10 protein-coding genes are annotated in these 13,197 nt (G+C 71.8%); all 10 read right to left on the bottom strand.

Annotation, left to right across the window (positions count from 1 at the left end; translation table 11 throughout):
- Positions 1-11: 11 nt before the first annotated feature.
- The gene (alaS, locus tag ACYVJE_RS15160; RefSeq protein WP_461144962.1) at positions 12-2,681 is read right to left on the bottom strand and encodes an alanine--tRNA ligase; all 2,670 of its coding nucleotides are present in this window, start codon (positions 2,679-2,681) and stop codon (positions 12-14) included.
- Between the two features lie 64 nt (positions 2,682-2,745).
- Positions 2,746-3,084, bottom strand: coding sequence for a hypothetical protein (locus ACYVJE_RS15155; RefSeq protein ID WP_461144961.1), 339 nt, complete (start codon positions 3,082-3,084; stop codon positions 2,746-2,748).
- Positions 3,081-3,488, bottom strand: coding sequence for a DUF948 domain-containing protein (locus tag ACYVJE_RS15150; protein ID WP_459156538.1), 408 nt, complete (start codon positions 3,486-3,488; stop codon positions 3,081-3,083). The genes ACYVJE_RS15155 and ACYVJE_RS15150 overlap by 4 nt, the downstream gene beginning before the upstream one ends.
- A 202-nt stretch (positions 3,489-3,690) precedes the next feature.
- Entirely contained in the window at positions 3,691-4,656 is a 966-nt protein-coding gene (locus tag ACYVJE_RS15145) for a 2-hydroxyacid dehydrogenase (RefSeq protein ID WP_461144960.1), read from the bottom strand.
- A 123-nt stretch (positions 4,657-4,779) separates the two neighbouring features.
- Positions 4,780-6,138: a replication-associated recombination protein A gene (locus ACYVJE_RS15140; RefSeq protein ID WP_461144959.1), complete on the bottom strand. Its 1,359-nt coding sequence runs from the start codon at positions 6,136-6,138 to the stop codon at positions 4,780-4,782.
- A gap of 212 nt (positions 6,139-6,350) precedes the next feature.
- Positions 6,351-7,934 (bottom strand): SulP family inorganic anion transporter, encoded by a 1,584-nt coding sequence (locus ACYVJE_RS15135; RefSeq protein ID WP_461144958.1) that lies wholly within the window; start codon positions 7,932-7,934, stop codon positions 6,351-6,353.
- Between the two features lie 83 nt (positions 7,935-8,017).
- Positions 8,018-8,632: a carbonic anhydrase gene (locus ACYVJE_RS15130; RefSeq protein WP_461144957.1), complete on the bottom strand. Its 615-nt coding sequence runs from the start codon at positions 8,630-8,632 to the stop codon at positions 8,018-8,020.
- Positions 8,633-8,717: 85 nt separating this feature from the next.
- Positions 8,718-9,086, bottom strand: coding sequence for a hypothetical protein (locus ACYVJE_RS15125; protein ID WP_459156543.1), 369 nt, complete (start codon positions 9,084-9,086; stop codon positions 8,718-8,720).
- 448 nt (positions 9,087-9,534) lie between these two features.
- Positions 9,535-10,755, bottom strand: coding sequence for a hypothetical protein (locus ACYVJE_RS15120; protein WP_461144956.1), 1,221 nt, complete (start codon positions 10,753-10,755; stop codon positions 9,535-9,537).
- A 278-nt stretch (positions 10,756-11,033) separates the two neighbouring features.
- Positions 11,034-12,827 carry an aspartate--tRNA ligase gene (gene aspS / locus ACYVJE_RS15115; RefSeq protein WP_461144955.1) on the bottom strand — a complete coding sequence of 598 codons (1,794 nt, stop codon included), beginning with the start codon at positions 12,825-12,827 and terminating at the stop codon, positions 11,034-11,036.
- Positions 12,828-13,197: the final 370 nt, after the last annotated feature.

Here is a 13,197-nt window from a genome sequence, read left to right as displayed (position 1 = left end):
GCGGTCGGCACTCACCCGAGCATCACCCGGCCGATCTCCTCGCGCAGCGTCGACACGGCCGCGGTGATGCCCTCCGGGTTGGATCCACCGCCCTGGGCCATGTCGGGTTTGCCGCCGCCGCGGCCGTCCACGTCACCGGCGAAGACCGGCACGAGCTTGCCGGCGGCCAGTCCCGCGTCCCGTCCGGCTCCGTTGACGCCGACGACGAAGTTGACCTTGCCGTTCTCCACCGAGAACAGCGCCACGACCGACGGGCGGCTGCCGAGGCGGCCGCGCACCTCGCCGACGAGCGAGCGCAGCGCGTTGCCGTCGACGCCGTCGGCGACCCGCTCGGCCACGAAGGTCACCCCGTGCACGTCGACGGCCTTGTCGGCCAGGTCCCCGGCCGAGGACAGCACCTGCTGCACGCGCAGCTGCTCGAGCTCCTTCTCCGCGTCGCGCAGCCGCGTGACGGTCTGCTCGATCCGGTCGGGCAGCTCCTCGGCGGGCACCTTCATCTGGTCGGCGAGCTGGGTGACCAGCATGTGCTCCTTGTTGATGTAGCGCATCGCGTCCATGCCGACGAGGGCTTCGACGCGGTGCACCCCGGAGCCGACCGAGGAGTCGCTGACCAGCTTGACCACCCCGAGCTGGCCGATGCTGCCGACGTGGGTGCCGCCGCACAGCTCCCGCGAGTAGTCGCCCATGTCGACCACGCGCACCTGGTCGCCGTACTTCTCGCCGAACAGCGCGATCGCACCGAGCTCCATGGCCCGGTCCATCGTGGTGTTGTAGGACTGCACCTCGACGTCGCTCTGCAGGTACTCGTTGACCTCCTCCTCGACACCGCCGAGCACGGAGGCCGACACGGCCGAGGGGGCGGTGAAGTCGAAGCGCATCCGCCCCGGCGAGTTCAGCGAGCCCGCCTGGGCGGCGCGCTTGCCGTAGGCGCCGCGCACCGCGGAGTGCACCAGGTGCGTGGCCGAGTGCGAGCGGGCGATGGCGTGCCGGCGGTTGGCGTCGACCTCGGACTCGAGCACGGCGTCCACGCCGACCTCGCCGGCCACGACGGTGGCGCGGTGCACGAACAGGCCGGGCACGGCGCGCTGCACGTCGTGGACCTTGACCTCCGCACCGCTGCCGACGAGCTTGCCCGTGTCGGCGATCTGCCCGCCGCCCTCGGCGTAGAACGGGGTGCGGTCCAGCACCAGCTCGACCTCGGTGCCCGCACCGGCGGTCTTGGCGGGCTGACCGCCCACGAGCAGCCCCAGCACCCGGCTCTGCCCGGCCAGGTCGGTGTAGCCGATGAACTCGGTGGTGCCGTGCTGGTCGAGCAGGTCGCGGTAGGTGGACAGGTCGGCGTGGCCCTGCTTGCGGGCCTTGGCGTCCTCCTTGGCGCGCCGCCGCTGCTCGTCCATCAGGTTCCGGAAGCCCTGCTCGTCGACCGACAGCCCCTGCTCGGACGCCATCTCCAGCGTCAGGTCGATCGGGAACCCGTAGGTGTCGTGCAACTGGAAGGCCTTGTCACCGGGCAGCTGGGTGCCGCCGGCCTTCTTCGTCTCCCGCGCGGCGGCGTCGAAGATCTTCGACCCGGTCGACAGCGTGGCCAGGAAGGCTGACTCCTCGTTGCGCACCACCGCGTCGATCCGGTCGAAATCGTCGACCAGTTCCGGATACCCTGGGGCCATGGCGTCGCGGACGACGGCGGCGAACTCGCCCAGCACCGGTTCCTGCACGCCCAGCAGGCGGGTCGAGCGGACGATGCGGCGCAGCAACCTGCGCAGCACGTAGCCGCGGGCCTCGTTGCCGGGGGTGACGCCGTCGCTGATGAGCATCACGCCGGAGCGGGCGTGGTCGGCGATGACGCGGAACCGGACGTCGTCCTCGTGCGAGTCACCGTAGCGCCGGCCGGACAGCTCCTCGGCCTTGGCGATCACCGGGCGGACCAGGTCGGTCTCGTAGACGTTGTCCACGCCCTGCAGCAGGCAGGCGACCCGCTCGATGCCCATGCCGGTGTCGATGTTCTTCGTCGGCAGTTCACCGAGCACGGGCGCGCCCTCCTTCGGGCTGCCCTCACCCCGGATGTCCTGCATGAACACGAGGTTCCAGATCTCGATGTAGCGGTCCTCGTCGACGACGGGACCACCCTCGCGGCCGTACTCGGGACCGCGGTCGTAGTAGATCTCCGAGCACGGGCCGCCGGGACCGGGCACGCCCATGTCCCAGTAGTTGTCCGCGGCGTCGCGGGTCTGGATGCGCTCCGGCGGCAGACCGGCGACCGACTGCCACAGCTCGGCGGCCTCCCGGTCGTGCTCGTAGACGGTCACCCACAACCGGGCGGGGTCGAAGCCGAACCCGCCGTCGGCCTGGGACTTGGTCACCAGGTCCCACGCCTGCGCGATCGCGCCTTCCTTGAAGTAGTCGCCGAACGAGAAGTTGCCGGCCATCTGGAAGAACGTGTTGTGGCGCGTGGTCTTGCCGACCTCGTCGATGTCCCCGGTGCGCACGCACTTCTGAATGCTGGTGGCACGCGGGTACGGGGCCGGGGCGTCACCGAGGAAGTAGGGCTTGAACTGGACCATGCCCGCGTTGACGAACAGCAGCGTCGGGTCGTCCAGGATCAGCGACGCGCTGCCGACCACGGTGTGGCCGGTGGCGCGGAAGTGCTCGGTGAAGCGGCGGTTGATTTCGTGGGTCTGCACGGTGAAGTCCTCAGGCGATGGTCGGAACGAGCTCTCGGCGGGGCAGGCGGCGCGCTGGAGGCGTTCAGCGCCCCGCCCGGCGCGCTCGGCGCTGGCTGGCGTCCGCTGCAGCGCCGGCACCGGAGGTCTCCGCGGTCCGGCTCCCCGGGACCGCCGCGGCCGCGCGCGCCGTCTCGGCGACCCGCCCGTCCTGCGCGGCCTCGTCGAGCTCCTGCTCGCGTTCCCGCATCCCCGCGCGCACGTCGGCGCCGAAGGCGCCCACCGCGTCGGCCAGGTCGCGCACCGCGCCACCCAGCTGCTCGGCCACGCCCGCCGGGGTGGCCTTCCTCGTGGTCGCGTTGACCTTCCGGGTCACCGCCACTCCGGCCGCGACCCCGGCACCGAACCAGAACAGGCGCCTCACTTGGGTCCTCCTTTACCCCTGCGGCGGGAATGCCGGCCCGCGGGTGCCGCTTTCCTCTTCCGGCGCGCCCGCACGGCCTTGCTCACCCCGTACGAGAAAGCGGCCGTCTTTACCAGCGGGCCTCCCAGTGTAGCCGTGAACAGCGAGGACAGCGCCGAGGCGTTGCCGCTGACCGTCTTGGCGTGCGCGGTGATCCCGTCGACCCGCTCCAGCTGGGTGTTCACGTGGTTCAACGTCGAGTTCGCACCGGTGAACAGGGGATCGGAGTTCTCGTGCGCCTTGCGGATCGCGGTGGTCGCCGCATCCAGCGTGCGGCCGAGCTTGACCAACGGGATCGCCAGCAGCACGACCAGCAGCACGAACGCGCCTGCGGCGATCAGCGCGGCGATCTGCGTGGGCGTCACGTGCCCTCCCGAAATTTCGACGACGTACGGCGGCCACCGGCGCCGGCTCGCACGCGGGTGGCCTTGTGATCGCCGTCAGGTTACCGCGTCGGTTCCGCCCGGCCGCTTCCGCCCGCGCGCGTGCCGGGCAGATCGGCGGCGGTTCTCCGCGGCGGTCGGCAACGGCCGGGCGCCGCGTCCGGCCGGGCCGCGCCCGGGGCGCTCAACCGCCGACCGGTGTGACCGGGGTGCCGGAGTCGAGCACGCCGAGGACGTTGCGCGCGGCCAGGTCGGCCATCGCGCCCCGCGTCTCCCGGGTCGCCGAGCCCAGGTGCGGAACGGCCACGACGTTGTCCATGCCGAGCAGCTCCGGCTCCACCGCGGGCTCGCGCTCGAACACGTCCAGCGCAGCGCCGGCGATCTCACCGGCCTGCAGCGCGCGCACGAGGGCGCGCTCGTCCACCACGGGACCGCGGCTGGTGTTCAGCAGCACCGCGTCCGGGCGCATCACCCGCAGGGCCGCCTCGTCGACCAGGTGCCGCGTCTGCGGGGTCAGCGGGCAGTGCGGGCTGACCACGTCCGCGGTGCGCAGCAGCTCGTCCTGGTCGAGGTAGGTGGCGTCGAGCTCGCGCTCCACCTCGGCCTCGGCCCGGCGCCGCCCGGTGTAGGCGATGCGCATGCCGAACGCGCGGGCGCGCCGGGCGACGGCACGGCCGATCCCGCCGAGCCCGATGATGCCCAGCGTCCTGCCCTGCAACCCGCTGCCCAGCATGAATCCGAGATGGAAGTTCCACGGTTCCCCCGCGCGCAGCAGCCGCTCCCCCTCGCCGAGGCGGCGGGTGAGCATGAGCAGCAGCCCCAGTGCCAGGTCGGCGGTCGCGTCGGTGAGCACGTCCGGGGTGTTCGTCACGACCACCCCGCGCTCGCGCAGCGCGGCCACGTCGACGTTGTCGTGGCCGACCGCCACGTTGGCCACCACGCGCAGGTTCGGCCCGGCGGCCTCCACCAGCTCGGCGTCGACGCGGTCCTGCACCATCGTCACCAGCGCGTCCGCCCCGCGGGCCGCCTCGTGCAGCTCGGCCCGCTCCAACGGCCGGTCCTGATCGCACACGTGCACCTCGCCGGCCTCGGCGAGGCGCTGCCGCGCCTGCTCGGGAATCCACCTGGTGACCACGATCCGGTGGGGCACCGCGAACCTCCTCGCGCCGGGTTTTCGGCGGGGAATCTACCGCGCCGCTGCCGCCGGCGGGACACCGGTGACCGCCCCGGCGCAGGCACCGGTCAGGGCTGGAGCCGGTCAGGTGCCCGCCGGTCAGGACTGGCCGCCGCGGACGTGCCCGCGCAGCTTCGGCACGCGGTCGGCGAGCGTGCGCTCGCCCCCGTGCGCCGTGGGCCGGTAGTAGTCGCGGCCGACGAGCTCCTCCGGCGGGTACTGCTGCGGCAGCACGCCCTCGGGCCGATCGTGCGGGTAGGCGTAGCCCTGCGCGTTGCCGAGCGTGCTCGCCCCCGCGTAGTGCCCGTCGCGCAGGTGCGGCGGCACCGGTCCGGCCCTGCCGGCGCGCACGTCGGTGATGGCCTCGTCGATGGCGGTGATCACGGCGTTCGACTTGGGCGCCGTGGCCAGGTGGACCGTGGCCTGGGCGAGCGGCAGCCGCCCCTCGGGCATCCCGATGAACTGCACCGCGTGCGCGGCGGACACGGCCGCCTGCATCGCCGTGGGGTCGGCCATGCCGATGTCCTCGCTGGCGTGCACCACCAGCCTGCGGGCGATGAAGCGCGGGTCCTCGCCCGCGTCGACCATCCGCGCCAGGTAGTGCAGCGCCGCGTCCACGTCCGAGCCGCGGATGGATTTGATGAACGCGCTGGCGATGTCGTAGTGCTGGTCACCGGTCTGGTCGTAGAGCACCGCCGCACGATCCACGGTGGCCTCCACCGTGGCCAGGTCGATGTGCTCGCCACCGGTGGAGAGGGCGGACTCGGCCGCCGCCTCCAGCGCGGTCAGCGCGCGCCGCGCGTCGCCCGCGGCCAGGGCGACGAGGTGGTCCTCGGCCTCCTGCTCGACCGACACCGCACCGTCCAGTCCGCGCTCCTCGGCCACGGCGCGCCGGAGCAGCTCGCGCAGCCCGTCCTCGGTGAGGCCGTGCAGCTGCAGCACCAGCGAGCGCGACAGCAGCGGGGAGACCACCGAGAAGTACGGGTTCTCCGTGGTCGCGGCCACCAGCAGCACGGTGCGGTCCTCGACCGCACCGAGCAGCGCGTCCTGCTGGGTCTTGGAGAAGCGGTGCACCTCGTCGATGAACAGCACGGTCGCCTCGGCGGAGCGGCCGAGCCGGCGGCGGGCCTCCTCGATGACCCCGCGCACTACCTTGACCCCGGCCGACAGCGCCGACAGCGCGACGAAGCGGCGTCCCGTGGCCAGGGAGACGAGGTTGGCCAGCGTCGTCTTGCCCGTCCCGGGCGGCCCGTACATGAGCACCGAGGCCGGTGCGGCTCCTTCGACGAGGCGGCGCAGCGGAGCTCCGGCCCCGAGCAGGTGGTCCTGGCCGACGACCTCGTCGAGGTTGCGCGGGCGCATCCGCACCGCCAGCGGTGCGTGCTCGGTCAACTGCTCGTCGGCGCGATCCTCCGCGTCGGCACCGAACAGCCCTTCGTCGAACAGACCCTCACTCACGTCCTCGACGCTACCCGCCGGGATCGCCCCCACGTCGCAGCGTTCCCCTCCCGCCGCACGCGGCCGCGGGGGTGGGCATCTCCCGGGAAATGCCCACCCCGAGCCGCAGCGCGTGGCGGGATGTCCGCCCCCGGGGGCGGACATCCCGGAGTTGGCTCTCCGGGCCGGAGACCGCGGGCCCGAGCGGGCCGGATCAGCGCGACGGGGCCAGGTCAGCGCGAGAGGGCCGCCTCCCGCTCCTGGTCGGGATCGGTCTGTCCCCGCTGGTGCGGCAGCGCGACGTCGACCTCGTGGCCGTCCTCACCGCGCCGCTGGTGGGCCCAGTTCTCCACGGCCTGCTGGCAGGCGTGGTCGAGGTGGCGCACCCCCGTGAGGTCCAGTCGCACGTGCCGCCCGCTGGGCAGCTGTTCGAGGTGGTCCAGCAACCGCGGCAGGCGCAGGAAGGTGGCGTTGCCGCCGAGTTCCACCCGCACCTGGTTGCGCTCGTCGTCGTGGTGCGAGCGCACCGACAGCCGCGACATCTCGAACGCGCTCTTGATCACGGCCAGCGCCAGCCCGGTCAACGTGCCGACGAGCAGGTCCGTGGCCACGATCATGCTGGTGGTCACCAGCAGCACGACGGCCTCGGGCCGGTTGGTCCGCATCAGCTCGACCATGTCGCGCGGGGCCACCAGTTTCCACCCGGCCTGGATGAGCAGCGCGGCCAGCACCGCGTTCGGGATGAACGCCAGCACCTGGGGCAGGAGCACGACGAACAGCAGCAACCAGGCGCCGTGCAGGATGCGCGACAGCTTCGTCACCGCACCCGCGTTGACGTTGGTCGAGCTGCGCACGATGACCGCCGTCATCGGCAGCGCGCCGAACACTCCGCAGACGGCGTTGCCGACGCCCTGGGCGGCGAGCTCCTTGTTGTACTGCGTCTTCGGCCGGCTGTGCATCCGGTCGACCGCCGCGGCGCTGAACAGGCTCTCCGCCGAGGCGACCAGGGTGAAGGTGACGACCGTGCCCCACAGCGCGGGGCTGAGCAGCTCGCCGAACGCTCCGCCGTGGAACGGCACGTTCACGGCCTGCAGCAGCGAGCCCACCTCGACGGTGCTCACGGGCAGCGCGAGCACGGCCGCGGCCGCGCTGACGAGGACCACGGCCACGAGCGGGCCGGGAACGGAGCTGAGCGGTTTCGGCAGCTTCTTCCACACGCCGAGCAGCACGAGCGTGGCCAGCCCCAGACCGAGCGAGGCGAGACCGGTGGGCGTGGTCAGCGCGTGGCCGAGCAGGCCGGGCGCGCCGGAGAACTTCTCCCCGGTGCTGGTGGGCTGGTCCTGCCCGCCGAACGGGTAGATCTGGCCGAGGATGAGCACCAGGCCGATACCGGCCAGCATGCCTTGGACCACGGCGGGCGAGATCGCCCGGAACCAGCTGCCGAGCCGGGAGATGCCGAGCAGGACCTGCAGCAGCCCGGAGATCAGCACGATGATGCCGAGCGTGGCGAGCCCGTGCTGGGCCACCGCCGAGGACACCACCACGGTCAGGCCCGCGGCGGGGCCGCTGACCTGCATCGTGCTGCCGGGCATGAAGCCCACGACGAGTCCGCCGACGATGCCGGTGATCATGCCGAGCTCGGCCGGAACACCGGAGGCGACCGCCACCCCGACGCAGAGGGGAACGGCCACGAGGAACACGACGAGGGATGCGGAGAAGTCCGCCAGCACGGTCTGCTTGGACCAGGAGCGGGAGGGCGCGGGGCCACCGCTGCGGTTCGGGGGCGTCTGGGTTTCGTTATGGGACGTTCGAGTCACTGTGCACTCCAGGCGCGTCGACCGGACGGCCGGGTCCTCCGGCGGAGGAGACACTCCTCCCCGTGCCCGAGCCGTCCGCGGCTTCACAGGGGGTGGAAGACAGCCGTGTTCGCGTCGGCTGCGTCGGAGCCACACTCCAATGTGTGGACTCGACCGGTGTCGAGCTCGAAGAACCAGCCGTGCAGGGCGAGTTCCCCGTTGGCGAGTCGATCCCGGATGAAGGGGTATTCGCGGAGTTCGGCGAGCTGGTCGCGCACGTGCTGCTGGCTCGCGGCGCGCACGGCGGGATCGACCTCGGTGTCGTCCCGCTGCTCCCCGGTGAGCTCGAACCAGGTGCACAGCGCGGGCATGTCGGATAAGCCGCGCCCGGCGACGGCCATCGCGGTCACCGCTCCGCAGTGCGAGTGCCCGCACACGACGATGTTGGGCACGCCCAACCGCAGTACCGCGTACTCGATCGTGGCCATCTCGCTCGTGCCGGTCTCGGGCCGGTACTTCGGCACCACGTTGCCCGCGGTGCGCAGTTCGAAAAGCTGGCCCGGTTCGGCTCCGGTGAGCCGGCTGGGGATCACGCGGGAGTCCGAGCAGGTGATGAACAACACGTCCGGATTCTGCCCGGATGCGAGCTCGCGGCAGTGCTCCTCGGTCACCGCGCTCGGGTGGTTCTCGGCACGCGTCAGGTACGCTTCGAAAGTCACAATTCGCCTCACAGCCGTGTTCAGCGACGTCGTTGGTCCACCTGTTTTCCGAACAGGATCGAAAAATCTCGCCGAAATGGCGGGATCACAGCCGGAACACGTTGAGCACGGAAGGCGATTGTCTCTTTCTCAGACTCAGCTCGTGCGAGTTTCCGCCGAGCACCAGGTGCTCGCCCGAGGGCAGCACCCGGTCGGCACCGGAGAGGGCGCGGACGTCGAGCTTGAACAGGCACCGGGGCTTGTCGCCCTGCTCGGCGCACCGCCGCTGGACCGCGGTTCCGGGCGTCCGCTCCCGGAGCTTTTCCTCGCGGTGCTCGTTGCTCTGGGAATTCGTCGTCTCCGCCGTGGCACGCGTGGGCACCTGGGCCGTCGCGGACAGCGGCGAGAGCACGACCAGCGCGACCGCGAGCAGCAGCCAGGTCACCGCTCGCACGACGCGCTGAGTCCCGCGCACTCGGTCCTCCCAGAAGCAGCTGGATGGCGACCTTCGCCGAGAACCACTTCAGCGGAGCGAAGCGACGAAGGACTGAACTCAAGGTATCCGATCACACCCGGATCCCCGCAAGTCGCAGAACACGTGATCAACACAACGGAGCAGCCCGCCGCCCACATTCCGGGAGAATGCCGAAAAGCTCACCCGAAAGCGTAAGCCGCGCCGCTTCCCGGGACGGCCGCATGCGCATTCGACCACATGTGGCGCAGGCGTTTCCCCCAAGCGCATCCGCCCGCGCGGAACGCAGAATGTCCGAATTGATCTCATTTTCGATGGCGCGCACAACTCCGCCGGGCACGGCGCGCACCACCGCGGAGGCAGCAGCCGCGACCGGGCACCGGACGCGCGCAGGAGCGCCGCACCTCCGGCGGAGAACGGTCCCGGCGCCCGAGCGGCAGCGCCGCCCGCCTCAGCCCCGCTGCTCCCCGCCGAAAGCGGGGTACGGCACGAGGTGCAGCGCCCCGGCTCCGAAGCGCTCGACGAGCGCGTCCACGACCGCACCCGCGAACTCCGCGAGATCACCCGTCCCGGCGTCCTCGGCGCCGGACCGCACGTGCCGCCACCGGTCCACGAGCGCCGTGCTGCGGCGCGGCGAGGGCATCTGCAGGTCGATGGGCCGGTCGTTCTCCCCGGCGCGCGGCAGGAACCACCACGTCGACACCCACACCCACAGCAGCTCCGCGTCGAACAACCGCGGCAGGAGCACAGCGTCGTCGTCGAGCTCCGGCCACACCTGGGCGACCTCGGAGCGCCAGGTGTCCAGCATCCCGCGCGCCACGTTGTCCGGCAGCGCGTAGGAGCACCACGAGGACGGGAACGGGTACTGCAGGTAGGCCGCGTCCAGGACCACGTCGCGCACGCAGCCCCCCTCGAAATCGAGGAAACGCCCCCCGGTTTCGGTCACTAAGCTGTTGTCGGGGCAGATGTCGGACGGGCTGAACGCCCGGTACCGCCCCGAGGTGAGCAACTCCGTGGCCGCGGCCAGCCGTTCCGACACGCTCGCCGGAACCGCCACGCCGAGCGTGCCCGCCAGCAGCTCGGGCAGCTCCGCGCAGGCCTGCAGGATGTCCTCGGTGATCGGATCGCTCGCGTCCTGCGACCCGAGGCGGCGCATGAGCGCGTCGAAGTCGGCGTCGCATCCCGCTGTGGTGCTGTGCAGCTTGCCGAGCGCGCGCGCCCAGGCCAGCAGCGACCGCTCGGCCGCGCGCGCGTCATCGGCGAAGAGCACGTCGGCCAGCGTGGAGCCGCGCCCCAGGTCCTCGAGCACCAGGATGCGCTGAGCCGCGTCGTGCGCGATGAGCTCCGGGCCGACCCGAGCCCCCGGCGACAACGCGGTGGTGAGCTGGCAGCTCGCCGCCTCGTGCGCGAACGGGTCCGACCGCGCCTGCTCCGGGCACGCGCCGTAGTGCTTGACCACGAGCGTACGAGGCAGGTCGAACGGGGATTCGACGACCCGCACGCGGAGCACGACGGAACGGTCGCTCCCTCCCAGGTCCTCGGCCTCGGCCAACCGCACCGCGGCCCCGGTCCACTTGCTCAGAACCGCCTCCGCGGTTCCGACCGTGTCGGTGACCTCCCCGTCCGCGGAAACGCGAACTTCCGGAGGACCGCTGGTGATCTCTACGCTCATCGTCTCCCGACACTACCCCGACTCGTCCGGGCGCGGCTGCGCATGACCGGTCAAGTTGATCAGTTCCGGGCACGTGCACCGCCACGTACCGTGCTCGCGGCGCATCGCACCCGCGCACGCCTCACCGCACCCACCGCATGATCAGGGGAACGGTACACGCACCGCGTTCGCCGCGTCACCGGATCCACGCGGGTTCAACCCGAAAAGGCGCCCCCGCCACCGGAATCGTCCGGTGGCGGTGAGGTTCCGCACCCGCCGGTTCGCGCGGCGCGGGCCGCTCACGCCCCGGTCTGCTGACCCGAGTCGTGCTTCTTCGCCGGTTTCGCGTCCACGCCCGCCTCCTTGCGCTGCTGCGCGGTGATCGGCGCCGGCGCACCGGTCAGCGGGTCGAAACCGCCTCCGGTCTTGGGGAACGCGATCACATCGCGCAGCGAGGTGGCCCCGGCCAGCAGCATGCAGATCCGGTCCCAGCCGAACGCGATGCCGCCGTGCGGCGGGGGGCCGTACTTGAACGCCTCGAGCAGGAAGCCGAACTTCTCCTGCGCCTGCTCCTCGCTGATGCCGAGCACCTCGAACACGCGCTGCTGCACGTCCGGGCGGTGCACGCGGATCGACCCGCCACCGATCTCGTTGCCGTTGCACACGAGGTCGTAGGCGTCCGACAGGGCGTTGGCCGGGTCCTGCGCGAACTCGTCGACCCACTCCGGCTTCGGCGCGGTGAACGGGTGGTGCACCGCAGTCCAGTTGCCGGTGCCGACGGCGACGTCGTCGGACTCGGCGGTGGACTGGAACATCGGCGCGTCCACGATCCACGCGAACGCCCAGGCGTCGTGGTCGATGAGCCCGCACAGCTGGCCGACCTCCAGCCGGAGCGCGCCGAGCAGCGCCCGCGAAGGGCCGGGTTCACCGGCGGCGAAGAACACGCAGTCACCCGGGTTGGCGCCGACCGCCTTGGCCAGCCCGTCCCGCTCGGAGTCGGAGAGGTTCTTGGCCACCGGACCGGACAGCGTGCCGTCCTCGCCGACGAGCACGTAGGCCAGGCCCTTGCCGCCGCGCTGCTTGGCCCAGTCCTGCCACGCGTCGAGCTGCCGGCGCGGCTGGTCCGCCCCGCCCGGCATGACCACGGCGCCGACGTAGGGGGCGCGGAACACGCGGAACGGGGTCTCGGCGAAGTAGTCGGTCAACTCGACCAGCTCCTGCCCGAACCGCAGATCCGGTTTGTCCGTGCCGTACTTGGCGACGGCGTCGGCGTAGCTGATCCGCGGGATCGGCAGCGGGATCTCGTGCCCGCGCAGCTCCCGCCACAACGCGGCCACGACCGCCTCGCTGAGCTCGATCACGTCATCGGCGTCGGCGAAGCTCAGCTCGAGGTCCAGCTGGGTGAACTCCGGTTGGCGGTCGGCGCGGAAGTCCTCGTCGCGGTAGCAGCGCGCGATCTGGAAGTAGCGCTCCAGACCGCCGACCATGAGCAGCTGCTTGAACAGCTGCGGCGACTGCGGCAGCGCGTACCAGCTTCCCGGCTGCAACCGCGCCGGGATGAGGAAGTCGCGCGCGCCCTCCGGCGTGGAGCGGGTCATCGTCGGCGTTTCGACCTCGACGAACTCGCGGTCGTTGAGCACGTCGCGCGCGATCCGGTTGCTCTCGCTGCGCAGGCGCATGATCCGCGCCTGCTCGGGCCGCCGCAGGTCGAGGTAGCGGTGCCGCAGGCGCACCTCCTCGCCCGCCTCGAGGTTCTCGTCCAGCTGGAACGGCAGCGGGGCCGCCTCGGACAGCACCTCCAGGTCGGTCGCGGTGACCTCGATCCACCCGGTGCCGATCTCCGGGTTCTCGTTGCCCTCCGGGCGCTGCACGACCTCCCCGGTGATGCGCACGCAGAACTCCGCCCGCAGCCGGTGGGCGCGTTCGGCCATCTCGCCCTCGCGGAAGACGACCTGAGCCATCCCGGACGCATCGCGCAGATCGATGAAGATCACCCCGCCGTGATCGCGGCGACGCGCCACCCATCCGCTGAGGGTGACGGACTGCCCGGCGTGACCGGCGCGCAGCGATCCGGCCTTGTGCGTGCGCATCACGGGACTGTGCTCCTTGTGGGTCGCGGCTTGCTCGAGTGCTCGTTCCTCTTCCTCGCCCGCCGCGGGGCCGCGCGGCGGACCTGCACAGCAGGGAGGCGAGACCTTCAGGCTATCGGCAAGCCGCGGCGCTTCGTGACCAGCCCCGCCCCCGAGTGACCGGCCCCATCCCTCCCGCGCCCCTCCCCTGCGGCGCGCGTGCGGCGGCGTGCAGCGCTCCCGACCCCGCCGCGCCGGCCGAACGCCACCCTATTCGCACCTTAAAGGAGGGCGATGACCACCTTAATCCGCAATTGTGGGCGCATTCCTCGATTGCGCCGAATTGATCACAGCAATACCGTGTCGAGCCATGCGGCGGATACGAGGAGTCACG

It is taken from the genome of Salinifilum aidingensis (assembly GCF_054782015.1).
This window is presented reverse-complemented; position numbering and strand designations above follow the sequence as displayed.

What these genes read in the sequence shown, in the direction of transcription:
- ACYVJE_RS15120 (WP_461144956.1), bottom strand. Translation starts at nt 10,755, where the DNA reads ATGAGCGTAGAGATCACCAGCGGTCCTCCGGAAGTTCGCGTTTCCGCG.